This is a genomic window from Jezberella sp. (assembly GCF_964834465.1).
Map to the genome: position 1 here is coordinate 88,815 of NZ_CBAZRM010000009.1, position 23,866 is coordinate 112,680.

At 51.8% G+C, this 23,866-nt stretch carries 19 protein-coding genes and 1 pseudogene; 12 read left to right on the forward strand and 8 right to left on the reverse strand.

All coding sequences use genetic code 11. From position 1 onward, the window contains the following. The first annotated feature begins 1 nt into the window (after position 1). Genes accC through AC1W8Y_RS08675 form a run of 5 tightly spaced genes read left to right on the forward strand, consistent with a single transcriptional unit; the run spans position 2 to position 4,854 of the window. Entirely contained in the window at positions 2–1,348 is a 1,347-nt protein-coding gene (gene accC / locus AC1W8Y_RS08655) for an acetyl-CoA carboxylase biotin carboxylase subunit (RefSeq protein WP_482014078.1), read from the forward strand. Between the two features lie 8 nt (positions 1,349–1,356). After that, entirely contained in the window at positions 1,357–2,262 is a 906-nt protein-coding gene (prmA, locus tag AC1W8Y_RS08660) for a 50S ribosomal protein L11 methyltransferase (protein WP_482014079.1), read from the forward strand. Between the two features lie 12 nt (positions 2,263–2,274). Then, positions 2,275–3,357, forward strand: coding sequence for a zinc-ribbon and DUF3426 domain-containing protein (locus AC1W8Y_RS08665; protein WP_482014080.1), 1,083 nt, complete (start codon positions 2,275–2,277; stop codon positions 3,355–3,357). A gap of 7 nt (positions 3,358–3,364) precedes the next feature. Beyond that, positions 3,365–4,303 carry a carbohydrate kinase family protein gene (locus AC1W8Y_RS08670; RefSeq protein ID WP_482014081.1) on the forward strand — a complete coding sequence of 313 codons (939 nt, stop codon included), beginning with the start codon at positions 3,365–3,367 and terminating at the stop codon, positions 4,301–4,303. 56 nt (positions 4,304–4,359) lie between these two features. Further along, on the forward strand, positions 4,360–4,854 hold the full coding sequence (locus AC1W8Y_RS08675) for an outer membrane lipoprotein (RefSeq protein ID WP_482014082.1): 495 nt from the start codon (positions 4,360–4,362) through the stop codon (positions 4,852–4,854). A gap of 1 nt (position 4,855) precedes the next feature. Here AC1W8Y_RS08675 and AC1W8Y_RS08680 read toward each other — a convergent pair whose 3' ends face one another. The 5 genes and pseudogenes from AC1W8Y_RS08680 to AC1W8Y_RS08700 all read right to left on the reverse strand — a co-directional run bounded on the left by AC1W8Y_RS08680 (position 4,856) and on the right by AC1W8Y_RS08700 (position 12,678). Further along, positions 4,856–7,198, reverse strand: coding sequence for a mechanosensitive ion channel family protein (locus AC1W8Y_RS08680; protein WP_482014083.1), 2,343 nt, complete (start codon positions 7,196–7,198; stop codon positions 4,856–4,858). Between the two features lie 31 nt (positions 7,199–7,229). Beyond that, positions 7,230–7,802, reverse strand: coding sequence for a YggT family protein (locus AC1W8Y_RS08685; RefSeq protein WP_482014084.1), 573 nt, complete (start codon positions 7,800–7,802; stop codon positions 7,230–7,232). Between the two features lie 122 nt (positions 7,803–7,924). After that, positions 7,925–8,268: pseudogene (locus tag AC1W8Y_RS08690) on the reverse strand (histone H1-like repetitive region-containing protein); the annotation flags it as partial. 263 nt (positions 8,269–8,531) lie between these two features. Further along, entirely contained in the window at positions 8,532–9,737 is a 1,206-nt protein-coding gene (locus AC1W8Y_RS08695) for a ribonucleotide-diphosphate reductase subunit beta (protein WP_482014085.1), read from the reverse strand. A gap of 19 nt (positions 9,738–9,756) precedes the next feature. After that, positions 9,757–12,678, reverse strand: coding sequence for a ribonucleoside-diphosphate reductase subunit alpha (locus tag AC1W8Y_RS08700; protein ID WP_482014086.1), 2,922 nt, complete (start codon positions 12,676–12,678; stop codon positions 9,757–9,759). Between the two features lie 394 nt (positions 12,679–13,072). Between AC1W8Y_RS08700 and AC1W8Y_RS08705 the strand changes: the two genes are divergently transcribed. Then, positions 13,073–13,603 (forward strand): hypothetical protein, encoded by a 531-nt coding sequence (locus AC1W8Y_RS08705; RefSeq protein ID WP_482014087.1) that lies wholly within the window; start codon positions 13,073–13,075, stop codon positions 13,601–13,603. Positions 13,604–13,739: 136 nt separating this feature from the next. On the opposite strand, the gene gltX is transcribed toward AC1W8Y_RS08705, so the two are convergent. Next, positions 13,740–15,140 carry a glutamate--tRNA ligase gene (gene gltX, locus AC1W8Y_RS08710; protein ID WP_482014088.1) on the reverse strand — a complete coding sequence of 467 codons (1,401 nt, stop codon included), beginning with the start codon at positions 15,138–15,140 and terminating at the stop codon, positions 13,740–13,742. A gap of 92 nt (positions 15,141–15,232) precedes the next feature. On the opposite strand from gltX, the gene AC1W8Y_RS08715 reads away from it, so the two are divergent. Next, positions 15,233–17,680 carry a bifunctional acetate--CoA ligase family protein/GNAT family N-acetyltransferase gene (locus AC1W8Y_RS08715; RefSeq protein ID WP_482014089.1) on the forward strand — a complete coding sequence of 816 codons (2,448 nt, stop codon included), beginning with the start codon at positions 15,233–15,235 and terminating at the stop codon, positions 17,678–17,680. A gap of 8 nt (positions 17,681–17,688) precedes the next feature. Here the strand turns inward: AC1W8Y_RS08715 and AC1W8Y_RS08720 are convergent, their stop codons facing one another. Together AC1W8Y_RS08720 and yjgA are read right to left on the reverse strand one after the other, a co-directional pair. Further along, positions 17,689–18,363, reverse strand: a complete 675-nt coding sequence (locus tag AC1W8Y_RS08720; RefSeq protein WP_482014090.1) for an alpha/beta hydrolase — start codon at positions 18,361–18,363, stop codon at positions 17,689–17,691. Next, positions 18,360–18,920 carry a ribosome biogenesis factor YjgA gene (gene yjgA, locus AC1W8Y_RS08725; RefSeq protein WP_482014091.1) on the reverse strand — a complete coding sequence of 187 codons (561 nt, stop codon included), beginning with the start codon at positions 18,918–18,920 and terminating at the stop codon, positions 18,360–18,362. The genes AC1W8Y_RS08720 and yjgA overlap by 4 nt, the downstream gene beginning before the upstream one ends. A gap of 36 nt (positions 18,921–18,956) precedes the next feature. Between yjgA and pmbA the strand changes: the two genes are divergently transcribed. The 5 genes from pmbA to argC all read left to right on the forward strand — a co-directional run bounded on the left by pmbA (position 18,957) and on the right by argC (position 23,804). Next, complete coding sequence (pmbA, locus tag AC1W8Y_RS08730) at positions 18,957–20,324, forward strand: metalloprotease PmbA (protein WP_482014092.1); 1,368 nt, start codon at positions 18,957–18,959, stop codon at positions 20,322–20,324. Positions 20,325–20,419: 95 nt separating this feature from the next. Beyond that, positions 20,420–21,517: a TRAP transporter substrate-binding protein gene (locus AC1W8Y_RS08735; RefSeq protein WP_482014093.1), complete on the forward strand. Its 1,098-nt coding sequence runs from the start codon at positions 20,420–20,422 to the stop codon at positions 21,515–21,517. Positions 21,518–21,795: 278 nt separating this feature from the next. Further along, positions 21,796–22,224: a 50S ribosomal protein L13 gene (gene rplM, locus AC1W8Y_RS08740; protein WP_482014094.1), complete on the forward strand. Its 429-nt coding sequence runs from the start codon at positions 21,796–21,798 to the stop codon at positions 22,222–22,224. A 9-nt stretch (positions 22,225–22,233) separates the two neighbouring features. Continuing rightward, positions 22,234–22,626, forward strand: coding sequence for a 30S ribosomal protein S9 (rpsI, locus tag AC1W8Y_RS08745; protein ID WP_482014095.1), 393 nt, complete (start codon positions 22,234–22,236; stop codon positions 22,624–22,626). A gap of 116 nt (positions 22,627–22,742) precedes the next feature. Further along, positions 22,743–23,804 (forward strand): N-acetyl-gamma-glutamyl-phosphate reductase, encoded by a 1,062-nt coding sequence (gene argC, locus AC1W8Y_RS08750; RefSeq protein WP_482014096.1) that lies wholly within the window; start codon positions 22,743–22,745, stop codon positions 23,802–23,804. The last annotated feature ends 62 nt before the right edge of the window (positions 23,805–23,866 follow it).

The window sequence follows — 23,866 nt, forward strand, 5'->3', positions numbered from 1 at the left end:
TATGTTTGAAAAGATTCTGATCGCCAATCGCGGCGAGATTGCCTTACGCATCCAGCGTGCGTGTCGCGAGATGGGCATTAAAACGGTGGTGGTGCACTCAGAGGCCGATCGTGAAGCGAAGTACGTTCGCTTGGCGGATGAGTCCGTTTGTATTGGCCCAGCCGCGTCGAAAGACAGTTATCTGAGTATGCCAGCCATTATTTCAGCCGCTGAAGTGACGGACGCTGAGGCCATTCATCCTGGCTATGGCTTTTTGTCAGAGAATGCCGATTTTGCAGAACGTGTCGAGAAAAGTGGCTTTGTTTTCATTGGCCCTCGCCCAGAATCGATTCGTTTGATGGGTGACAAGGTCAGCGCAAAGCAAGCCATGATCGCTTCAGGGGTGCCAGTGGTTCCTGGGTCGCCCGGGGCGTTGCCTGATGATCCCCAAGAGATCTTGCAACTGGCTAATTCAGTGGGCTATCCTGTCATTGTCAAAGCCGCAGGCGGTGGCGGTGGTCGAGGCATGCGTGTGGTGCATACCGAAGCTGCCTTGCTCAACGCGGTGAGCACCACCAAAGCCGAAGCCGCCGCCGCCTTTAATAACCCTGAGGTTTATCTCGAGAAGTTTCTCGAGAACCCACGTCATATTGAAATCCAGGTGTTAGCCGATGGCGAAAAGAGTGCTGTCTGGCTAGGTGAGCGCGATTGCTCAATGCAGCGACGTCATCAGAAAGTGATTGAAGAGGCGCCAGCGCCAGGCATTGATCGAAAATTGATTGAAAAAATTGGTGAGCGATGTGCCGAAGCCTGCCGCAAGATTCGTTATCGGGGTGCAGGCACGTTCGAGTTTCTGTATGAGAACGGCGAGTTCTACTTTATTGAAATGAACACGCGCATTCAGGTTGAGCATCCAGTGACCGAGTTGATTACTGGCATTGATTTGGTTCAGCAACAAATATTGGTGGCTGCAGGTGAGAAATTTACCTTGCGTCAAAAGGATATAACGTTCAAAGGGCATGCCGTCGAATGCCGCATTAATGCCGAAGACCCGTTCACTTTTGTGCCAAGTCCTGGCCGAATCACCAATTGGCACACGCCTGGTGGTCCAGGGGTCAGGATAGATTCACACGTTTTCAATGGTTATTTTGTTCCGCCCAATTACGATTCGATGATTGCGAAAGTGATTACTTATGGTGCGACGCGCGCGCAGGCCGTCGCGCGGATGGAGATCGCTCTGTCAGAGATGGTAGTTGAGGGCATTAAAACCAATATTCCCTTGCACCGAGAGCTGATGGTTGATGGCAAGTTTGTCGAAGGTGGTACCAGTATCCATTATCTCGAGCATAAGCTCTCACAGCGTCCGTAAAGGTTGATATGCGCGAGTTGGTATTCAGTTGCGCCGGTGGCGACGCAGACATGGTGTCCGATGCGTTGCTTCTTCGCGGTGCGCTGTCGATCAGCGTTCAAGATGCAGATCTGGACACCGCTGTCGAGAAGCCCATGTTCGGTGAGCCGGGCAGTGAGCCTCAGTTAGACGGCTGGGACCGCATTCAAGTCGTTGCGTTATTGGCTGATGGATTAGATCCGCAGCAGTTACTTGAACAGGTGCAGGCGGACACAGGATATTCATTTGCAGAAACCGCAACCACGCTGCGCGAGGTGCCCGATGCCGATTGGGTTAGGCTCACGCAGTCGCAGTTTGGCCCGATTACGATTGGCGAACGCGTGTTGATTGTGCCTAGTTGGCATGCGGATCAAATGCCTGCCTCACCGATCGATGGCCAAATCGCAATACAACTTGACCCAGGCTTGGCGTTTGGAACGGGTAGTCATCCCACAACACATCTTTGCCTTGAATGGTTGGCCGATACGCTGCCGCGCAACGCGAGCGTGCTGGATTATGGATGCGGCTCGGGTATTCTGGCGATTGCTGCGTCTTTACTTGGCGCAAGTTCTACGGTTGGTGTTGATATTGACGAGCAAGCTGTCGAAGCGACGGTCGATAACGCGCGTGTTAACGGGGTGACCGTCAAGGCGATGTTGCCTGATGCGTTAGCAGAGGGTATGTTTGACGTTGTGGTTGCCAATATTCTGTCGAATCCACTCAAAGTATTAGCCCCAATGCTCGCGGGCAGAGTCAAGCCTGGTGGTCATTTGATTTTATCGGGCGTGCTCGAGAGGCAGGCTGACGAGGTCAGTCAGGCTTATGCGCCTTGGCTAGCGATGCAAATATGGCAGTCCCGTGATGGATGGGTTTGCTTAACAGGCATGAAACCTTAAAAGGGCATCGTCATGAGTCTTGTTACGCGCTGTCCCAAATGCCAACGTGGTTTTCTGGTGGTTTTAGATCAGTTGCGATTACATGACGGCTTGGTTCGTTGTGGTGGCTGTGGCTACGTGTTTGACGGTTTTGCGACGCTAGAGGCTGACTTGCCGACGCTGACACGGCCCGCGCCCGTCAGCGAGGTGGTGGCTGAAACGGCTGCGATTGAATCAACAGCGATTGAACCAGCCTTGCCCACACAAAGACCCCATGCTGAAGAATTCGACGCCGCGCCCGCTGTGATTCGTTACCGCCCGGATAGCCACAGTACGTCATCCTCGCCGAGTGAAGTACCGCAAACCGAACATGGTCTGACTCATGAACCGGTCATCGCTGACGAGCCAACGCTGCGCGCTGACCCTGCAGGCAGTGAACATTTTATCGACGATCACGATCACGAATTGCATGAAAGCCATAGTCCGTTTGGTACAGAGGGTCGAGTGCATGATGAGCCCGTTCTCAGTGCCTCGCCTGATGAGGCTTTGTTGGCAACATCACCTCAGTCTGCCCGCCGGACAACGAGCGAGTTCGCCTTTGACGATGAAAATAGCCCGCCAGCGGTGGTTGCTCGAATCTTATGGGCACTGGCTATTTTTGCATCACTTGTGCTTCTACTTGGTCAATTGGTTTTTGTCTTTCGTAACGATATCGCTCGCGCAGTGCCACCCTTACGGCCTGCGCTCAGTGAGCTTTGCAGCAAACTCAAATGCGAGGTCGGCTACAGCCATCGACTAGAGAGAATCAGTATTGAAGCCACGGCGCTGCAACCTGTCGCAAGCTCTTTTGCGGATGGACAAACCAGCGGATTCAACTTTCTTTTTACGCTTCGAAATCGCTACGACCAACAACAGTCATGGCCCAACCTCGTTCTGGCGCTGAAAGATGCTTCAGGCACCGTTGTGGTTCGTAAGATTGTGTCTCCTTACCAATACTTGCCGCGCAGTTTGCTCGATCAACCGTTCGACAAGGGCCAAGAGGTCAATTTAGTCCTGCCGCTAACGGTCGCCGGTCTGCAGATTAGCGGATTTTTGCTTGATAAATATTTTCCTTGAGATAAGCATGACAACACCCGTTTTGATTTGTGGTTCGATCGCCTATGACACGATCGCCGTTTTTGAAGGTCGCTTCAAAGATCATATTCTTGCCGACCGAATTCACGCCTTGAACGTTTCCTTTTTTGTTCCTACCATGCGTCGGGACTTTGGTGGATGTGCCGGTAATATTGCTTACAACCTTAAGTTGTTGGGCGGCAATCCCATCCCCGTGTGCACGGTAGGAACCGATGCTGAAGATTACGTGAAACGTTTTGATAGTCTGGGAATTGATACCCGTTTGATTCAACGGTTGCCCGGCACTTTGACGGCACAATGCTTTATCACGACGGATCAGGATAATAATCAGATCACGTCCTTTCATCCGGGGGCGATGAGTCGTTCTGCAGAGAATGACTTGACCGGTTATGAGGCGCCCTGGGCCATCGTTGCACCTGACTCGAAAGAGGGGATGATTAGCCACGCCAAACGTCTGCATGCGCAGGGCACCCCTTTTATTTTCGATCTTGGTCAAGCAATGCCTTTGTTCGACGGGGAAGAAATTTCTGCCATGTTGGAACTTGCCTCGGCGATGACGGTCAATGATTATGAGGCAAGTGTTGTTGAGCAGCGAACGGGCAAATCGATTCAACAGTTGGCTGAGGGATTGCAGGCGGCAATAGTGACTCGTGGTGGCGAAGGGGCAACGCTTTACACAGGTGGCCAGCAAGAGCACATCGCACCTGTGACACCAACGGCAGTCGTTGATCCAACTGGCTGTGGTGATGCCCATCGGGCGGGTTTGTTGTACGGGTTAACCGCCGGCTGGTCGTGGTCAGACGCATGCAAATTAGGCAGTCTGATGGGGTCAATCAAAATTGCTTCGTCGGGGCCTCAAAATCATGCCCCAACGCGTGCTCAAGTGAATGATCAATTGCAAGGTCAGTACGGTTTAAGTTTAAATTGAATAATCGCTAATTGGCGTATTATTGTCAGCCAGATCAATCAGGAGGTTTATCCGACATGGCAAATCTATTTCCTCTCTCTTCCCGTCACGTGCGGGTGACCGCTGCTGTCCTTTGTACGGTCGCGGCAACATCGCTGTCGGGTTGTGCGCAACCCAGCGCCTCTGCCAACGTCTACACGTACGGCCAAGCGCAGAGAGAGCAAATCGTGCGTTTAGGCACGGTGACGGCGGTTCGCTCAATTGTGATTCAGCAAGAGCGTAATAGCGGCGCTGGCTTGATCGGTGGTGCTGCTGTTGGTGGCATTGCCGGCAATTCAGTTGGGCGCGGTAATGGCAATGCGCTGGCGACTGTCGGTGGTGCCATTTTGGGTGCGATTGCGGGCAATGCGATTGAAGACAGCGTTGGCAAAAAAGATGGCTATGAAATCACTGTGCGGCTCGATAATGGTGAACTTCGCGTGATCGCACAAGAGTCGGACGTCGCTTTAGTGGTGAATCAGCGTGTGCAAGTGATCAGCGGTGCTGGTCCGACTCGCGTCACGCCGATCTAAGCTAGTCGTTTTTTTCTAGCTGCACGACATAATGAGGGAAGGGTAGTTTGATTCCCGCTTGAGTGAAAGACTCGAGGATGGCCAGCCTGACACTGCCCAGCGTGGCCATCAAACTCGTGCTGGGGGTGAGCCTGATCCATAGTTGCACGCTAAACACCAAGCCCCTATCCCCAAAGTCAAGCAAGGTCGCCACGGGTGCTGGGTTTTCAAGCACGCCTTCGTGCTCTGCACACACTTTGATCAGTAGATCAATGACGTCTTTGGCGTTTGTGCCATAAGCGACTGTTACTTGAATCTCACGCCTGACGTCGGGTGTTGAATACGTCCAGTTAACGAGTTTTTGCTCAACCAAGACGCTGTTGGGGATTAAATTGTCGGTCCCGTGAGCGCTTTGAATCGTAGAGAACCTGATCCCGATCGACGTGACGGTGCCGGTAATGTTGTCTATTTCAACGACGTCACCGATTCGAATAGACTTCTCGATCAGCAGCATGACACCGCTGAATAAGTTTTTAAGCAAATTCTGCGTGCCAAAACCAACACCGATGGCAAGCGCTCCACCAAAAAACGCAAACGCACTCAGCGGGATTTCGACCAAGTTGAAGGCACAGATCACCAGCGTGATGCCAGCACCGAGAGTCAACCATCGGCCAACCACCACAGAGCGACTAGCGGTAAGGCCAGCCTTGCTAACCGCGAGCGCAAGGCTTCTTCTAATGATTTTGCTGATGAGCGAGAATCCGATGAAGAGGATGGCAAGCGCACCGACACTTTTGCCGACCGTCACGCTACGTTTGGTTTTTATTTCACGACCATCGACGATCGCGGTGTCGTCGACGGCAATTAACTCGTAACGCCAAACTGTTTGAAAGGCGTCGCTCACGGTGGTGCCGACGTTTCGGGCGTTTTCCCAAAAGCTCAGACTTCTGGCAGCACGATCGACCTCGATGGTGGCAATACCCAGCAATTGTTTGACACGATCGGTTTGCGCATCTACTGAACGAAGGTCTTCTATCCGAGTCGAACTCTGTTGAATTAACCCATCGTAAAAAGCCCGATCACTGAAATTTTCGGCGTTTAGCCTTTGTTCTTTAAGCCCCACCAAGGTTTGGTTGGTTTCTTCGATAATTTCCCGCAGATACTGTATGCCCTGGTCGAGCTTGCGGCTATATTCAACCAAACGCGCTTGCAAGGTCTTCACGTTGGCTGACAGGTTGTCCTTAACGTGTACTTGCTGTCTGAGCGTCCAGATCTGCTTTGACAGTAGCTCAAGTTCAATCAATGCTCGGTATTTCGCTCGCTCGGTTCTAACGCCGCTTGCCGCAGAATCTGCATTGAGCCAAGCCTTTTTCGCCTGAGCGATATCGCTTGCAACCGCGTTTGTGCGGCCTTCCATTGCAGTGAGACGTGTTTTGGTGCTTTTTGCTAGTGCGACGACCTGATTTAATCGCGTGCTAGTTTCTTGCTCTTTCGCGCGCAAGGCTGATATTTTTTTGTCGATGTCGGCGAGGCGGTTATCCAGATCTTGTTGCGTGAACGCAAATCGATTTTGATAATAATCCCACGTTTGCTGGGCAGCACTTAACTGCACGTACAGCAAGCGACGCATTTGGAGGATGATCAATCGCTCGACATCCGTGCGGGTGAGTTCAAGGTCAAATAAATCAAGCTTCGTTTTTGCACGCTCAATATCTTGACGCACGGCCAAGTCTGCTTCTGAGAAGGATTTGCTATTACTGACCAGCCCCATTATCTGACGCAGATCGACTTCTGCCTGCGCTCGGCGCTTCTTTTGAGCAACGATATCTTCGTCGAGAATCCCTAGCTTTCTCGTTTGTTTATTGATCTGAGCGTTTAATTGTTGTGTGATGATCAGCGCCTCGTCGCCCGTGGCTAAAGGCCATGGTGGGGTACCAGCTGGTGGTTTCCAGTTATCTCGGTCACTTTCCGCCGTCATTGTATTGAGAATCTGGCGTTCTAATTCTTTGAGCAGATCATTGGTCTGCGACAAGAAATCTATCCGTGTTTGTAGTGCACTTTCTAATTGAGCAGCAGCTTGACGCTGGTAATCTGAGGCGTTGGCTGGCAGCGCAGCAGCGGCGTTTTTTGCCTTGTTAATCTCTACGGTGGCGGCGTCCAGTTGTTTTTGAGTATCTGTTTGCTGAGCAACGGTCTTGGCAAGCCGCTCTTTGCTTGAGCCACCATCAGCAGTGATTGCATCTACTTTTTTAGGCGTTGGCGTTGCCGCTTTTAAAAGCAGTGAATTAACGGAGGGTGTCTGTGCATTGGCATATCCTGCACAAAGCAAAAACAAAGAAGTTACAGCAACGATGAACGGTTTCATCGAAGTAGATATCCACATACGCGAGTCTTATTTAAATGGGAAAGAGCGCAAAGCTGATCTTGTCTAGAACGATCAAGGCAATCTGCGCGAGAACGAACAGAACAATAGTAGACAGGTCAATGCCATTTAAGTTCGGTGTGATTCGCCGTATCGGCGCGAGCAAGGGGTCACTGAGCGTTCGTAAAACGGGCATGATGGGTGCTAGCGGATTCACCCAGGACAGTACCGTTTGAATCAACGTGAGCCAAACAATGAGATTTAAAGACCAAGTTGCCACTTTCACCAGCGCGGTCATCAACAAACGAATCACGAGGGAAGAGGGTAGCCAGGCACCCCTAATTAGCACGGATAGCAGGACGAGATAGACAACCGCGACAAGGTAGGCAGCAAACACAGAGCCCCAGTCGATATATTTTGCCTGCGGCATGATGCGTCGTAAGGGCAAAACGATCCAGTCAGTTAACTGGGCGGTTGTTTTGGCAGCTGGATTAAAGGGATGAAGCCTGACGGTATACATCCATGCTCGAGCTAGCAGTGCAGCACCGAACACCGTTGACGCTGTTTGGAGGAGAAACCCTAGGATTTCAGTGATGGTTGAGGTCATATCTCACAACTCGGACAAGGTCAGCAGATATTGTCGCACGCATGAAGCGCTTGGAGAGATTCAAAAAGTAAAAAACCGCCTGGCATGGCCAGACGGTTTATCCCTACGTCCATCAATAGAACCTATGGACGACCACCCGTTGGGAAGGGCCACGATGCTGCAGGGTTCAAGGCGGTTTTCGCGCCTGGAGCTGCTGCGGTCGAGGGAGCTACTGCAGGAGTAACAGCAGGCTTACCTGCCGCTACCTTTTTAACTACTTTTTTTTTACAGGTGCTGCCGCTTTCTTGGCTGGAGCCGGTTTGGCGACAACTTTCTTCGCTGCAACTGGTTTAGCTGGAGCTTTCTTTGCTGCAACTTTCTTCACTGCTGCTTTTTTAGCAGGAGCTTTCTTTACAACTGCCTTGACGGCTGCTTTTACTGCAGCTTTCTTGGCAGGGGCTTTCTTTGCTGCTTTTTTGGCTGTTGCCATGGTAATACTCCTTAAGTTCAGGGTCCCAAACTAAAACCCGTGCTTGACTAGATCCCACCATGGGATTTCATGTCGCCCGAGTTATTCATCGGCGCAAACTACTGCCATCCTGCATCAGTAAAAACGTTTGCGCTAATGAATGCGGCACAGCCATTTGAACTGAGTCCCGCCTGAGGGCGAGAATCAATTCAAATGGCACCGAAAGCTAACGTCAGCCTTCGGCATGTAATAAGCGTGAATCAGTAAGGACAAGGGGGTGATTACTCCCAATTGAGAGCCCCCCCGGTTTGATACTCAATCACGCGAGTTTCAAAAAAGTTACGTTCTTTCTTTAGATCAATCATTTCTGCCATCCATGGAAAAGGATTCTCTTCCTGGGCAAATAGCGGTTCAATACCAATCTGCTGGCAGCGACGATTGGCAATAAAACGCAAATACGATTTAAACATCGGCGCGTTTAAACCCAACACACCACGCGGCATCGTGTCTTCGGCATAGGCATATTCAAGCTCAACCGCTTTGCCAAACAGCGCACGAATTTCTTCGCGGAATGCAGGTGTCCAGAGGTGAGGGTTTTCGAGTTTGATGCTGTTAATGAGGTCGATGCCAAAATTGCAATGCATGGATTCATCACGCAGGATGTACATGTACTGTTCGGCAGCACCTGTCATCTTGTTCTGACGGCCAAGCGCAAGAATCTGGGTAAAGCCCACGTAAAAGAACAGGCCTTCCATCAAGCAGGCAAACACGATCAAGGATTTAAGCAGCGTCTGATCGTTTTCTGGCGTGCCCGTTTTAAAATTGGGGTCAGCAATTGCGTCGATAAAAGGAATCAGAAACTCATCTTTTGCACGAATCGATGGGACTTCGTTATAGGCGTTGAAGATTTCAGACTCGTCCAGATCCAAACTTTCAACGATGTATTGATAAGCGTGGGTATGGATAGCCTCTTCAAAGGCTTGGCGAAGCAAGAACTGTCGACACTCGGGTGCTGTGATGTGGCGATAGGTGCCGAGCACAATGTTATTGGCAGCCAAAGAATCGGCGGTGACAAAAAAACCCAGATTGCGCTTGATGATTCTACGCTCGTCATCGCTTAAGCCTGTTGGGTTTTTCCAGAGAGCGATGTCGCGCGACATGTTGATCTCTTGGGGCATCCAGTGATTGGCGCAAGTAGCGATGTATTTTTCCCAGGCCCATTTGTACTTAAAAGGCACCAGTTGATTGACATCTGTTTGGCCGTTGATGATGCGCTTGTCAGCGACGTTAACGCGCCGTTGTGCCGTTGACGCAGTTGGCAACACGCTTTCTTGTGCCAGAGGCGTTGGCAGCGCTGTATCGCCGAAAACCCCCGTTGCTTGGCGCAACGCAGCCGCCGCGGCGCTCGCCAGCCCAAGGCCACCAACAACGGGCGGGATTGGGGGCGCAGTATTTGTGACAGGTAAGTCGTCGTTCCAGGTCAGCATTTTTATAATCCAGTGTCAGTTATTGGCAAGCTTCGCACTCTTCAAAACCAGGGTCACCTGGTCTCATCGTGCAAGCGGCACCGAGTATTTCAGGCTCGGGCAGATTGGGTGCCAATGGGGCACTAGCAAAGGTACCGGAGGTTGATCCAGCGCCTGAGGAATTCACCGCGTTCAGTTCACCACCACGACCAGTCGATTTTTCAGCACTGGTTGCACCTAAGGTGCGCAGGTAATAAGTTGTTTTCAACCCTCTTAACCATGCCAGCTTGTAGGTGTCGTCCAGCTTTTTACCCGAAGCACCAGCCATGTAAATGTTTAATGATTGTGCTTGATCAATCCATTTCTGGCGACGTGATGCACACTCAACAAGCCATGAGGGTTCTATTTCAAACGCGGTCGCATATAACGCACGCAGTTCGGCAGGAACGCGATCAATACGGGACAAACTACCGTCGAAGTACTTTAGGTCTGCGACCATGACTTCGTCCCATAAACCGAGTTTCTTGAGATCGCGAACAAGGTGTTCGTTGACCACAGTGAACTCGCCGGAGAGGTTCGATTTAACGTACAAGTTTTGATATGTTGGTTCAATGCACGCGGACACACCAATAATATTCGATATTGTTGCCGTAGGTGCAATTGCGACACAATTTGAGTTGCGCATGCCTTGCTTTTTGATGCGTTCACGCAACGCGTCCCAATCCATCGTGCTCGAGTCGTCAACTTCAACATAGCCACCGCGCTGCTCGCGCAACAACGTCAGCGAGTCTTTTGGAAGAATGCCTTGTGACCAGAGTGAGCCATCGTAGCTCGCGTAACGACCGCGTTCTGCAGCAAGATCGCTTGACGCACTGTAGGCGTAGTAGCACACCGCTTCCATTGATTGATCAGCAAACTCGACAGCTTGCTGCGATGCGTAAGGGGTGCGCATGACATGCAGGCAATCCTGAAAGCCCATGATGCCCATGCCGACTGGGCGATGACGGACGTTGGAATTACGAGCTTTCGCAACCGCGTAGTAATTGATATCGATCACGTTATCGAGCATGCGCATGGCCACATTAATGGTTTTTTGCAATTTCGTGTGATCGAGCGACAAGGTGCCATCACTATTTGTCTTGAGGTGGCGCAATAAGTTTACTGATCCTAAATTGCAGACGGCAATCTCTGAGTCGTTGGTGTTTAAGGTAATTTCTGTACACAGGTTCGAGCTGTGAACAACACCAACGTGTTGCTGCGGCGAACGAATGTTGCAGGGATCTTTGAAGGTGATCCAAGGGTGGCCGGTCTCGAACAACATCGATAACATTTTGCGCCACAAGTCGAGCGCAGGCATTTTCTTAAAGAGTGTCAGCTCACCACGCGCTGCCTTCTCTTCATAGCCGGTGTAAGCCTTTTCAAAGGCGACCCCTACCTTGTCATGCAAGTCTGGGCAATCCGACGGTGAGAATAACGTCCAGTAACCGCCTTCGATGACTCGCTTCATGAAAAGGTCAGGGATCCAGTTCGCGGTGTTCATGTCATGGGTGCGCCGACGCTCGTCACCGGTGTTCTTACGAAGATCTAAAAACTCTTCAATGTCGAGGTGCCATGTTTCGAGGTAGCAGCAAACTGCGCCTTTGCGCTTGCCACCTTGATTGACAGCAACGGCCGTGTCGTTGACAACTTTAAGGAAGGGCACAACACCTTGGCTTTCGCCGTTTGTACCCTTGATGTGGCTGCGCATGGCTCGTACGGGTGTCCAGTCGTTGCCAAGACCCCCCGCGTATTTTGCAAGCAATGCATTTTCTTTGATGGCTTCGTAAATGCCGTCAAGGTTATCGGAGACGGTGCTCAGATAGCAAGAAGACAATTGTGAGTGCAAGGTCCCTGCGTTGAACAGGGTAGGCGTTGAGCTCATGAAATCAAATGACGACAGCGTCTGATAGAACTCAATGGCTCGTGTTTCACGGTCGATTTCGCCGATGGCAAGGCCCATGGCCACGCGCATGAAAAAAACTTGAGGCAGTTCGATACGTTGACCGCGGATATGCAAGAAGTATCTGTCGTAAAGCGTCTGCAGGCCCAAATAATCGAATTGCAAATCGCGACTTGAATCGAGCATGGCGGCAAGACGCGCTAAATCAAAGCGTGCTAGTTCGCTATTGAGCAAGCCCGCTTCAACGCCCTTTTTAATGAATTTCGGGAAGTAAGTTGCGTACTCAGTGGCCATGTCCTCTTGCGAAACTTCAGCCTGTAGCACCTCTTTGCGAATAGTATGAAGCAACAGACGGGCAGTCACTTGACTGTAGGCTGGGTCGTTTTCAACAGAGGAACGAGCAGCCAGAATGGCTGATTTGTAAACCTCTTCAACGGGCACACCGTCGTACAGATTTTTAAGTGTTTCACGCAAAATTGCTTCGCTGTCTACAAAGTCGCCCAAACCGAAGCCAGCCGATTCGATGGTCGCCTTCAGCTTAGCCATATCCAGCGGTTTGGTGATGCCGTTGTCGGTCACATTGAATGACGTTGTTTGGACAGGTGCCTGATCCGCTTGCGTGCGTGCACGTTCTTGCGAGCGACGTTCACGGTAAAGCACATAGGCGCGCGCAACATCGTGCTCGCCTGAGCGCATCAGCGCCAGTTCAACGGCGTCTTGTATATCTTCGATATGAAAAGTGCCGCCGTTTGGTCGGCCGCGCATTAGAACTGACACCACTTGGCGGGTCAGATTGTCGACAAGCTCGCGCACACGCGCTGAAGCAGCCCCTTGGCCACCGTTGACAGCGAGAAACGCTTTGGTCAGTGCGATGCCAATCTTGCTGGGTTCAAAGTTCACCACCGCGCCATTACGGCGGATGATGTGATAGTGAGCGTATGCTGTCTCGATGGGGGCCGTGGCCTGAATGGGAAACGCTGCAGGGTTTTCTGTGCGCGCTGAAATGCTGGTGGAAGTCTGCATATGGGCTCCTGCTGTTAGCGACGACTATCGCTACTACATGTTGTGGTTTTGCGTGGATACAATACTAATTCTAGTGGTTTGGTGGCCGCTGATCAACAAGAAAATTTAATTTTTATGCATTCAGTTCTCAAGGTTCAATGAATGTCCGCATCAGCTTGGGATGTGGGGTTGCATCTGCACCAATTGCGCGGGTTTTAGACGAGAAAGCTACGCTGGCTCTTTGTTTTGCGAATTTTTTTTCAACCGAACATAAAAGCTAAAATAGACGTGTTTGACAAAAATGCCGAGCTTGTTGCGTGAGCACCAGACTTTTTCTTACAGCCACACTTGTCAAAAACTGACAAACTTCGGGCTTGCTCGTTTGACTGGTTAACAATGAGCGGGGATTTTTGTGATGATGGTGTTGTTTCAGGTTCAGAAATTTAGCGGCGAGTTGGCAATGTATAAAATTTTCGCGTTAGTTTTCGTGTTGCTCATGACGGGCTGCGCCATGGAGGATCCTTTACCTCCGAAGCCCGAACCACCAAAGGCGCCACCCGAGCCAGTCTGCATCGCGCCGACGAAAAACAATGAGCTCATTGGACAGTGGTATTACATCAAGCAACAAAAGGGAGTTGCGGGTGAAGTACAGACGCTCATGACCTTTGCGGCGGACGGAAAACTGAAACAACAAACACGGGTTAAGCAGGGGCGCAACATACGCTCAGAATTACGTGAAACCGGTTGTTGGTCGCTTGAGACGTCGGTGCTTACAACGCAAGTCGTGCGCTCTAACGGTGAGCTGGTTGACTTTGACGATCCGATTTATACGGTTCGTTATCAAGTCGATAGTGTCAAAGGCGATCGTCTGATGTTTCGCGAGTCACGCACTGGCAGTAAAGCGGTGACGGCAAAAAAAATGCCCCCTAGTTTTCTACTTAATTAACGCCATGGCAGTTCGTCGCGGTGGACATCTGCGCCTGCATTCCGTTGCTTGCCTTGCTTGAGGGCGACTTGATGATGGATCCTTTTTGTTATCCAAAGCTTATCGCTGACTTTAAAAGCTTTGGAATAACAACGCTTCAAGATTCGTTCAATCGGTTCAGAACCACCTCTCGACCCAACAGTGCCAGCACGGCATCGATCGCTGGTGTTTGGGTAGTACCTGCCACGGCGACGCGTAACGGAATCGCCAGCTGAGGCATTTTGAGCCCGTGCGACGCGAGTACCGATTTAATCAAAGCTGCAATCGCGTCTTTCGTCCAATCGATGGTAGCTGCCTGCTGGGCGAAATCGGCTAGCACAACACGTGCCGATGCAGTCAAATGTTGCGCGATCAGATCTTGTCCGGCTGGTTGGAATGGGCCGCAAAACAGCATAGCTGCATCGGCTAATTGTTCGAGCGTTTCTGCCCGGTCTTTGAGCAGTTCTACCACGTCGACCAAATTGATCGCTGCAGGATTGCCGCCGCGCGCGCTGATCCGGTCGCTAACTGCTCTTGCCAACGATGCATTATCGCTTTGCTTCAGGTAGTGTGCATTGACCCAATTGAGCTTTTTTGGATCCCACTGAGCGGCTGACTTCGACAGGTGTTGTGGATCAAACCATTCAACCAATTGGTCGCGCGAAAAGATTTCGTCATTACCGTGGCTCCAACCGAGTCGAGCCAGGTAATTGATCATGCCCTCTGCAAGGTAGCCTTCGTGATGGTATTCCATCACGCTGACCGCACCATGGCGTTTTGACAGCTTTTCGCCATCTGGGCCCAAGATCATGGGCACATGCCCGTATTGAGGGATTGGGGCGCCCAGCGCGCGCAGAATATTGATCTGACGAGGCGTGTTGTTGACGTGATCATCGCCCCGAAGCACATGCGATATCCGCATATCCCAATCGTCAACGACCACACAGAAATTGTAAGTAGGCGTGCCATCTGGCCTTGCGATGATTAAGTCATCGAGTTCGCCGTTGTCGATGCTGATAGGACCTTTCACCATATCAACCCAAGCCGTTGCACCCCCTAGCGGGTTTTTAAAACGCACCACCGGTTTTCGATCAGCGGGAATCGACGGTAACGTCTTGCCTGGTTCTGGGCGCCACGTGCCGTCATAACGGGGTTTATCGCCACGTGCTTTTGCTGCTTCGCGCATCGCGTCAACTTCTTCGGGAGAGCTATAGCAGTGATAAGCGGTGCCGGCTGCCAACATACCCGCAAGTACCTCGCGGTAACGATCCATGTGTTGCATCTGATAGAAAGGACCTTCATCGGGAGTGAGGCCCAACCAATTCATCCCGTCCAGAATCGCCTGTACCGCCTCGGGTGTTGAGCGCTCAAGATCTGTGTCTTCTATTCGTAGAATAAATGTGCCACCATAGTGGCGTGCGAATGCCCAAGAAAATAAGGCCGTGCGAGCACCACCCAGGTGTAAGAAGCCTGTTGGTGAGGGGGCAAAGCGCGTGCGAATATGCGAGAAATCGGTCATGAGCCTTAAATCCGTTGTTTAGTGACCTTTAGTCGTGTCAAGAAACGTGTATGGTTGAAACATTAGCATTTTAGTTTAGAGAGCTCATTTTCATGCAACGCCATATCTTTGGACCTTTGTTTGAGCCCCAGAGTCTTTTGATCGTCAGCGATCAGCCACTGTCACTGGCTCACACGTTGCCCTCAGCCGAACAGGCTCGGCTGACCACGGTTGATCTGAAAGCAGGTGCTCCGATAGAGATGCCGCTGGCACTTGCAGGGGTTGACGAAGGGCAAGCCCTTGATCTTGCGGTGCTGTGCGTCAACCCGGCCCGAATAGCTGAGGTGCTAGAGGCACTAGAACAATTTCGTCCTCGGGCCGCCATTTTGCTGCAAAGTAACACTGTCGATAGTCGGCCGGAGCAAACGGTCAACCTTTGCAGGCGGTGGGCTTCGCTGCATCGTTGCTTGATGCTTGGACCTGGTTCTTTCGGTCTTCAGCGACCTCACCTTGGTTTGAATTTGAGTCAGCATCCCACGCTGGCAAGGACGGGGCGTGTTGCGTTTGTTGCACAATCTCGTGCCATCGTGTCGAGCGTGCTTGATTGGGCAGACGAGACGCATATTGGTTTTTCTTCTGTAGTCGCCTTAGGCAGCGAGACGGTTGCGAGAATCGCCGGCATTATCGAGTACCTCGCGACCGATTCGCACACCGATAGTATTGCTATTTATGTCGATGAAATCGGGTTTGGTCGTGAATTCATGAGCGCACTGCGTGCAGCTGCCAGTGTGAAACCTGTTGTTGTGCTCAAGGCGGGTAGAAGCTTCGGTTCAAACCAAGAAGATGCGGCGTTCGATGCGGCGCTGCGTCGAGCTGGGGCGGTTCGTGTTCGATATTTTGTGAATCTGTTTTCAGCGCTCAAAGTATTGGTCCATTTGCGTCGACCAACTGGCCGCCGGCTTGCGGTCTTGGCCAATGGCGACGGCCCCCCACAGTTGGCGATGGATCTGGCCACGGACGGCGTACCATTCATTAGCGCCGACTTTGGTGTCCACACGCGGATGGCGCTGGCCAAGCTACTTGAGCCTGGGATGTCCGTGTTTAATCCGGTGGTCACGAATCGGCCACTGACACGACAACTGATTCGCGAGGTATTGCATACCTTATTGAATGATGCGAACGTCGATGGTGTTTTGGTGTTGCTCAGCCCCGATGCGAGAGCCGACCTCGGTGCAGTCGTTGATGAGCTGGCGCTCATTGCCCCTGGCGCGCGTAAGCCCATCATCACCTGTCTCATGGGGGACGCACAGATGCGTCCATTAAGACGTCTGTTGGATGATGCGGGGACACCCGCATTTAGAACCCCTGAGTCTGCCGCTGATGCCTTTGGCGTTCTCGCCAGCTATCACTACAACCAGCAGCTTTTGCTGCAGATGCAGTCCCCCCATCCCGATGGACGTCCGCCCGACGTGCATCAGGCAAAAACCTTGTTGGCTCGGGTGCGTGAGCAAGGCCGTACCCACCTGAGCAGTGAAGAAATAGCGGCACTGCTCGAGGCTTTTCATGTACCGATGCAGGTGCAAACCATGGTGCTTGAGGTGGTGCTGCGACAGCAAATCCCTTTGCGTATTCAGGTGCATCTCGATTTACATTTTGGCCCGATCGTGAGTGTTGGTGCGGGGGGTGCAGTGGCCCGAATTGTCGCCGCTGACGCAGGTACTGATCTTGCACCTTTAACGCCTTACCTTGCTCGACTGTTGCTTGATCGCAGCAAAATTTGGCGGCAATCGCTGGCGAGTCATATCGCGCAGACTGCTCATGACGCCTTGCTAGCCACCATTGAACAAGTGTCCGTCATGGTGGCAGAGCTGCCTGATATCGAACGGATCGTGTTCGATCCGGTTTATGTCGATGATCAGTCCCCTTATGCGCTTGAGACGCACATCACGTTGCGCGCCCTCGCTCAACGGTCCGATCCGCAGATGCTCGGTTATCCGCACATGGCGATCCATCCTTATCCATATCGATGGGTTGAGGCGCTTGAGTTTGGTGATGAGCGTGAGGGCACATTGCGCCCCATTCGGCCTGAAGATGCACTAGCGTTGCAGAACTTTATCCGTGGCCTTTCGGATCGATCACGATATATGCGATTTGTCTCGATGATGCGTGAACTGACCCCCCGTATGATTGCCCGTTATACCCAAATCGATTACCACCGTGAATTGGCGTTGGTGGTGACGACCAACGAGCCTGATCCGGCAGATCGCGGACGTAAAAAAGACGTGGTAATCGGCCTCGCCCATTATTTACGCAATCCTGACGGTCATGGTGCAGAGTACGCGTTGGTGGTGGGCGATGATTGGCAACGGCAGGGCTTGGGCGGACGACTGATGCGAAAATTAATCAGTGCGGCCAAAGAACAAGGCCTTAGTTACATTGAAGGCGCTGTGTTATCGGATAATCGACCGATGATCAGTCTGATGACCAAGCTTGGCTTTACCGTGGATCCTTATCCGGACGATCCGGGATTGAGACGGATCTGGTTAGATCTGTCGGACTAGTCCAGGGGTCACGCCAACACTTTTTGTAAAAACACAGAAATGTCGTTGATTTCTTGCGGGCAGACGGAATGAGGCATAGGATAAGTCTGCCATTGCACCTTGTAGCCCATCGACGACAATTTTTGCTGGGCGGCCATTGCCCGGTCGATAGTGACGACTGGATCGAATAAGCCATGTGCGATAAAAAATGGGGTGTCATTATTCGCTGCGCTGCGTTCACGATCGGACGCACCGAGCAGCGGCAGATACCCTGATAATCCCATCATGCCAGCCAGCTTGTGCGAGGTACGAATGCCCGTAAACAGGGTGATTGCGCAGCCCTGAGAAAAGCCCGCCAAGACGATTTTGGACGACGGGATGCCGCGCGCAATTTCTCGATCGATCAGGCGATTGACGGCCGCTTCGGAGTGGCGAATGCCCTGGTCGTCCTCGTGCTGTACCAGATTGGGCAAGTAAATGTCGTACCACGCCCGCATTTTCATGCCCCCATTGATGGTGACGGGTTGCACCGGCGCGTTCGGAAAAACGAAACGGGTCGGCATGCTGGCGGGCAACCTCAACTCGGGCACGATCGGGTAAAAATCACCGCCATCTGCGCCCAGACCATGCAGCCAGATCACACAGGCGGTTGGGTTTGCGCCAGTCTCGGTTTCAAGGCATTCAAGCAGATCATCTTGATTCATGGCGTCTCATCCGATTCGTGAAGTACTTTTAAGGCTTGGAATAAAGCACGATAGTGTTTGCGAAGTGGATCTTGTCCAGGTCGCAACTGCGTATTCGCCGCCTGTTCTTTGCGTCCCTCTCGAATGAGGGTGCGTAAACGCTGCACATCTGCGCCGGGAAACTTGGTTAGCAAATCCGTCAGCGCTTGATCCTCTTTCAACAAACGATCGCGCAGGGATTCAAGCCGGTGCATGGCTTGGGTTTGTTCTTTCGAGCCGTTCTTCCAGGTGTCGAGCTGAGTCTGAATCAATACCGCGTCGGCATCACGCATCAGCTTGCCGACAAAGTGTATTTGTCGGCGCAAGCCCTCTCGGCTTGTGGTGCGCTGCGCAAGACGGATGGCATCGTACAAGCGCTCTGACAGGGGTAACTGCTTTAAGCGTTCAGGGGATAAGTCGACCAGTGCTTTGCCCAAATCAACTAACGCAAGCATTTCGCGTTTCACTTGGGATTTGCTGGGGCCGTTGTACTGGTCGTCGCCAGCGTCGTCTTGTGGGTGGGGTATGTCGTTTTGCATAGTTGCTATGATAAGGCCTCATTTGAATGGATCGCCATGGCTAACAAGATTTCTGCACTTCCGATTACTGAAAATCGTCCTATTTTTGAGGATTTGGTCACTCAGGCGCTGAAACATGCGAAGTCTTTAGGGGCATCGGATGCGGCTGCCGAGGTCTCTGAGGCGCAAGGGTTGGCCATCACCGTCAGAAAAGGCGATGTTGAAACGGTCGAGCAAACACGTGACCGCTCGCTCGATATCACGGTATTTGCGGGTCAGCGTCGCGGCTCAGCCTCCACGTCCGACTTTTCAACGCAAGCACTCAGAGAAACAGTAGAGGCCGCTTGGCACATTGCCCGTTATACCGCCGAAGACCCTGCGGCCGGTTTGCCCGACGAAGACCTGCTGGCTAAGGATGCAAAGCACAACTTGTCTTTACATCACCGTTGGCGCATCAGTGTCAGCGAGGCGACTCAGCTGGCCATCGAGGCCGAGCAAGCGGCGCTGGATTGCGATAAACGGATCCGCAACACTGAAGGCGCGAGCGTGGATACCCATGAAGGGCATTTCGTGCTGGGTAACACGCGCGGTTTTCTCGATGGTTACGCTTATTCGCGGCACGGTTTGTCAGTGTCTCCGATTGCCATACGCGGGCAGCGCATGCAGCGTGATTACTGGTATACCAGCGATCGCAATCCCAAACGTTTGGCAGACCCGGCGGCCGTTGGTCGCTATGCCGCTGAGCGTTCCTTGTCTAGGCTTTCTGCCCGTCGCATTAAAACGGGTCACTTTCCGATTTTGTTTGAGGCGCCTCTGGCGCTCGGGTTGATCGGGGCCCTGACTCAAGCCACTAACGGCGGTGCACTTTACCGGCAATCGAGTTTTTTGATTGATGCGTTGGGCAAGCAGTTATTTCCGGGGCACATCAATATTGTTGAGAACCCGCACATCAAGGGTGCGATGGGCAGCTCGCCGTTTGATGAAGAGGGTGTCCGCACGCAGGCGCGCGATGTGATTAAAGGGGGCGTGTTGCAGGGTTACTTTTTGTCGTCGTACACCGCACGCAAACTGGGGATGGTGTCAACGGGTAATGCTGGCGGATCGCATAATCTCGTTCTTTCATCGACGCTCACCAAGAAAAAAGACAACTTGGATGCCATGCTGCGCAAAATGGGTACGGGGTTTTTGGTGACTGAACTGATTGGCCAAGGCGTTAACTATGTGACCGGCGATTACTCTCGAGGTGCTTTTGGCTACTGGGTTGAAGGCGGTGTCATTCGTCACGCCGTTGAAGAAGTCACGATCGCTGGTAACTTGAAAGACATGTTTTCCCAAATTGTGGCTGTCGGTGCCGATACGATCAACCGTGGCAGTAAGACCACTGGATCCATTTTGATTGAGAAAATGGCGATTGCTGGAATTTAGTGATTTGAAGGTGTATTTGTCTATGGCAGGGGTGTAATATTCGCTCGGCAAGGGCGGCATCGACCGTCCTTTACATAAATTCAAGGAGATCTAGGATGCAGCGTCGTTCGTTTCTGAAAAAAGCCAGTTTGGGTGCAGTTGCCGGCACAGCGACCGTGGCCGCGCCCGTGTTTGCTCAAGATGCGCCTACGTTTAATTGGCGTCTGGCGTCGAGCTTTCCCAAAACGTTGGACACCTTGTACGGGGCGTCTGAGCAATTTGCCAAGTACATCAATGAAGGCAGCGGAGGCAAATTTACTGTTCGTACCTTCCCCGCTGGTGAAATCGTCCCACCTCTGGCCATCTTGGACGCTGTTCAAAAAAACACGATCGAGATGGGCCACACCCCTAGTTACTATTACTTCGGTAAAGATCCCATTTTGTGTTTCGACACCGCGGTGCCTTTTGGCTTAAACGCGCGCCAGACAATGGCTTGGATGTATGACGGCGATGGCATGAAATTGATGCGCGACGTTTTTAAATCCTACGATATTGTTAACTTTCCCATGGGCAATACTGGCGTGCAAATGGGCGGCTGGTTTCGTAAAGAAATCAAAGCCGTTGCTGACTTAAAAGGCTTGAAAATGCGAACAGCGGGGTTCGCGGGCGAAGTCTTATCTCGCCTAGGCGTGATTCCCCAGCAGTTGGCTGCTGGCGATATATATCCTGCGCTAGAAAAAGGCACACTCGATGCCGTTGAGTTCGTTGGGCCCTATGACGATCAGAAATTCGGGTTTGCCAAGGTCGCCAAGCATTATTACTACCCAGGCTGGTGGGAGGCCGGTGCTCAAGTGTCACTGTATATCAATGCGGGCGAATATCAGAAGCTTCCAGAGAGCTATAAGACGCTCATTGATGCAGCGGCGCGCGCCACGAACGTGACGTTACTTGCTCGATATGACAATCGCAACGCGTTGGCATTGAAAACCTTAATTTCTCAAGGTGCGGTGTTACATCAGTTCCCACGGCCAGTGCTTGAGGCATCGTGGGATGCTGCCAATTTGGTGTATGCCGAATTATGCGCGAAAGATCCAAAGTTCAAGGCTGTTTTTGATAGCTACATGGGTTATCGCGATGCTCAGGTGCCTTGGTTCCGTGTCGCCGAAGGTTCTTACGACAGTTTCATCAGTTCGATGCTGGCCAAGAAGAAGTAAAAATTACTTGGTTTGTCGCCCATTAAAGACAAATAAATCAGGTTTTTTTGACACTTTTGGCAGTATTTTTCACCAGACGGGCTTTTGGATTTCACAAAAGCCCGTTTTTTATTGTAGAATCAAAGGCTTTCCTCGATTCGAGGCAGTTTTGTCCTGGATTTACTGTCACCATTCATGCACGGGCGGCTTATAACGCTTTGGCACGGTTTCATTGAAGGACATTTTCGTTCGAGGGCTTGTCGGGATGGTCCCGTCAGGTTTTTACTTAGGATCCAATCATGAAGACATTTGTGGCCAAGCCGCATGAAGTCACGCGTGACTGGTATGTGATCGACGCCAAGGGCAAAGTCCTAGGTCGTGTGGCCAGCGAAGTCGCACGCCGTTTGCGCGGTAAACACAAACCAGAATTCACGCCTCACGTTGATACGGGCGATTACATCGTCATCATCAATGCCGCAGATATTGTTGTCACCGGTAACAAGTCGCTCGATAAGAAATATTATCGTCACACGACTTATCCAGGTGGTATTCGCGAAACCAATTTCGCCAAGCTGCAAGAGCGTTTTCCAGGCCGTGCAATCCAGAAAGCTGTCAAAGGCATGTTGCCTAAAGGCCCCCTGGGTTATGCGATGATTAAAAAGCTGAAGGTCTATGCGGGTGCTGAGCATCCTCATTCTGCCCAACAGCCACAGCACTTAGAATTTTAAGGATAGGCCATGATCGGTAATTGGAATTACGGAACAGGCCGCCGCAAAACTTCGGTGGCTCGTGTGTTCATGAAAAAAGGCGAAGGCAAGATCGTCGTCAATGGTAAGGCCGTTGATGAATACTTTGCTCGCGAAACCGGCCGCATGGTCGTTCGTCAGCCACTTGAGCTGACTGGGCACTTGGCATCGTTTGATTTTCATATCAACGTGCATGGCGGTGGTGAAAGCGGTCAGGCTGGCGCGGTGCGTCACGGTATTACCCGTGCGCTGATTGATTACGATGCAACGTTGAAGCCCTCGCTGTCCAAAGCTGGGTTGGTCACACGTGATGCGCGTGAAGTCGAACGTAAAAAAGTCGGTTTCCGCAAGGCACGTCGTCGCAAACAGTTCAGCAAGCGTTAAACTATCGGTGGCCTTCAAGACCACTGGTTGTTTTCCAGTTGTACAAAAAAGCCGCGCAAGCGGCTTTTTTTATCAGGCGTCCACTTTACAGGCCTTTTTCACCAGGAGCCTCAACGATGTCGCAGTCTTCAGCTAGTCAGATCAAAGTAGGTATTGTGGGCGGTACTGGGTATACGGGTGTAGAACTTTTACGCATGTTGTCTCAACATCCACAAGTCAAGCTCACTGCCATTACTTCGCGTAAAGAGGATGGGATGGCGGTTGCCGAGATGTTCCCCAACTTGCGTGGGCATGTCGACCTTGCTTTTTCAACCCCTGAGACTGCCGAACTGAATCGTTGTGATGTGGTGTTCTTTGCGACGCCTCACGGTGTCGCCATGGCACAAGCAAAAGAATTGCTGGCCGCGGGCGTCAAAGTGATCGACTTGGCCGCCGACTTTCGCTTGAAAGATACCAAGGTCTTTGAGCATTGGTACAAAATGCCTCATGCGTGTCCAGACGTTCTAGCTGAGTCGGTCTACGGCTTGGTTGAAATCAATCGCTCGTCGATTGCGAACGCCCGGGTGGTTGGGAATCCGGGGTGTTACCCAACGACGGTCTTGTTGGGGCTTTCCCCTCTCTTGGGTGGGGCACCACTGATTGATCTGAACGACATTGTTGTCGACGCCAAATCAGGGGTGAGTGGCGCTGGGCGTAAGGCTGAGGTCGGCACATTGCTCGCTGAAATAGCTGATAACTTTAAAGCTTATGGGGTTGCAGGGCATCGGCATCAAGCGGAGATTCAGGCAGAGCTGAATCAACTGGCAGGTACCTCTGTTGGGGTGACGTTCATCCCTCACCTAGTGCCTATGATTCGTGGCATGTTCAGCACGATATACGCCAATATCTTGCCAGAAGCGCTTCATGTCGATTTTCAACAGTTGTTCGAGGATCGCTATCGCGGTGAAGCGTTCATTGATGTCATGCCTGCTGGTAGCATGCCTGAGACCCGTTGGGTGAAAGCATCCAATACCTTGCGTATGGCGATTCATCGGCCGGGTAATGGCAGCAAGTTGGTCATTTTGGTGGTTCAAGATAATCTGGTCAAAGGTGCCGCTGGGCAGGCGATTCAAAACATGAATCTGATGTTCGGGTTGCCAGAGGCCACCGGCTTGAGCCACGTCGCTATTTTGCCGTAATATCGCAATTTGCAGTATAGTTGAGTATAATAGTCGGATATATCCTATTGAGATCTATCCGG

What these genes read in the sequence shown, in the direction of transcription:
- accC (WP_482014078.1), top strand. Translation starts at nt 2, where the DNA reads ATGTTTGAAAAGATTCTGATCGCCAATCGCGGCGAGATTGCCTTACGC.
- AC1W8Y_RS08735 (WP_482014093.1), top strand. Translation starts at nt 20,420, where the DNA reads ATGCAGCGTCGTTCGTTTCTGAAAAAAGCCAGTTTGGGTGCAGTTGCC.
- AC1W8Y_RS08720 (WP_482014090.1), bottom strand. Translation starts at nt 18,363, where the DNA reads ATGAATCAAGATGATCTGCTTGAATGCCTTGAAACCGAGACTGGCGCA.
- AC1W8Y_RS08700 (WP_482014086.1), bottom strand. Translation starts at nt 12,678, where the DNA reads ATGCAGACTTCCACCAGCATTTCAGCGCGCACAGAAAACCCTGCAGCG.
- AC1W8Y_RS08685 (WP_482014084.1), bottom strand. Translation starts at nt 7,802, where the DNA reads ATGACCTCAACCATCACTGAAATCCTAGGGTTTCTCCTCCAAACAGCG.
- AC1W8Y_RS08705 (WP_482014087.1), top strand. Translation starts at nt 13,073, where the DNA reads ATGATGGTGTTGTTTCAGGTTCAGAAATTTAGCGGCGAGTTGGCAATG.
- AC1W8Y_RS08695 (WP_482014085.1), bottom strand. Translation starts at nt 9,737, where the DNA reads ATGCTGACCTGGAACGACGACTTACCTGTCACAAATACTGCGCCCCCA.
- AC1W8Y_RS08680 (WP_482014083.1), bottom strand. Translation starts at nt 7,198, where the DNA reads ATGAAACCGTTCATCGTTGCTGTAACTTCTTTGTTTTTGCTTTGTGCA.
- rplM (WP_482014094.1), top strand. Translation starts at nt 21,796, where the DNA reads ATGAAGACATTTGTGGCCAAGCCGCATGAAGTCACGCGTGACTGGTAT.
- yjgA (WP_482014091.1), bottom strand. Translation starts at nt 18,920, where the DNA reads ATGCAAAACGACATACCCCACCCACAAGACGACGCTGGCGACGACCAG.
- argC (WP_482014096.1), top strand. Translation starts at nt 22,743, where the DNA reads ATGTCGCAGTCTTCAGCTAGTCAGATCAAAGTAGGTATTGTGGGCGGT.
- gltX (WP_482014088.1), bottom strand. Translation starts at nt 15,140, where the DNA reads ATGACCGATTTCTCGCATATTCGCACGCGCTTTGCCCCCTCACCAACA.
- AC1W8Y_RS08670 (WP_482014081.1), top strand. Translation starts at nt 3,365, where the DNA reads ATGACAACACCCGTTTTGATTTGTGGTTCGATCGCCTATGACACGATC.
- prmA (WP_482014079.1), top strand. Translation starts at nt 1,357, where the DNA reads ATGCGCGAGTTGGTATTCAGTTGCGCCGGTGGCGACGCAGACATGGTG.
- AC1W8Y_RS08715 (WP_482014089.1), top strand. Translation starts at nt 15,233, where the DNA reads ATGCAACGCCATATCTTTGGACCTTTGTTTGAGCCCCAGAGTCTTTTG.
- rpsI (WP_482014095.1), top strand. Translation starts at nt 22,234, where the DNA reads ATGATCGGTAATTGGAATTACGGAACAGGCCGCCGCAAAACTTCGGTG.
- pmbA (WP_482014092.1), top strand. Translation starts at nt 18,957, where the DNA reads ATGGCTAACAAGATTTCTGCACTTCCGATTACTGAAAATCGTCCTATT.
- AC1W8Y_RS08665 (WP_482014080.1), top strand. Translation starts at nt 2,275, where the DNA reads ATGAGTCTTGTTACGCGCTGTCCCAAATGCCAACGTGGTTTTCTGGTG.
- AC1W8Y_RS08675 (WP_482014082.1), top strand. Translation starts at nt 4,360, where the DNA reads ATGGCAAATCTATTTCCTCTCTCTTCCCGTCACGTGCGGGTGACCGCT.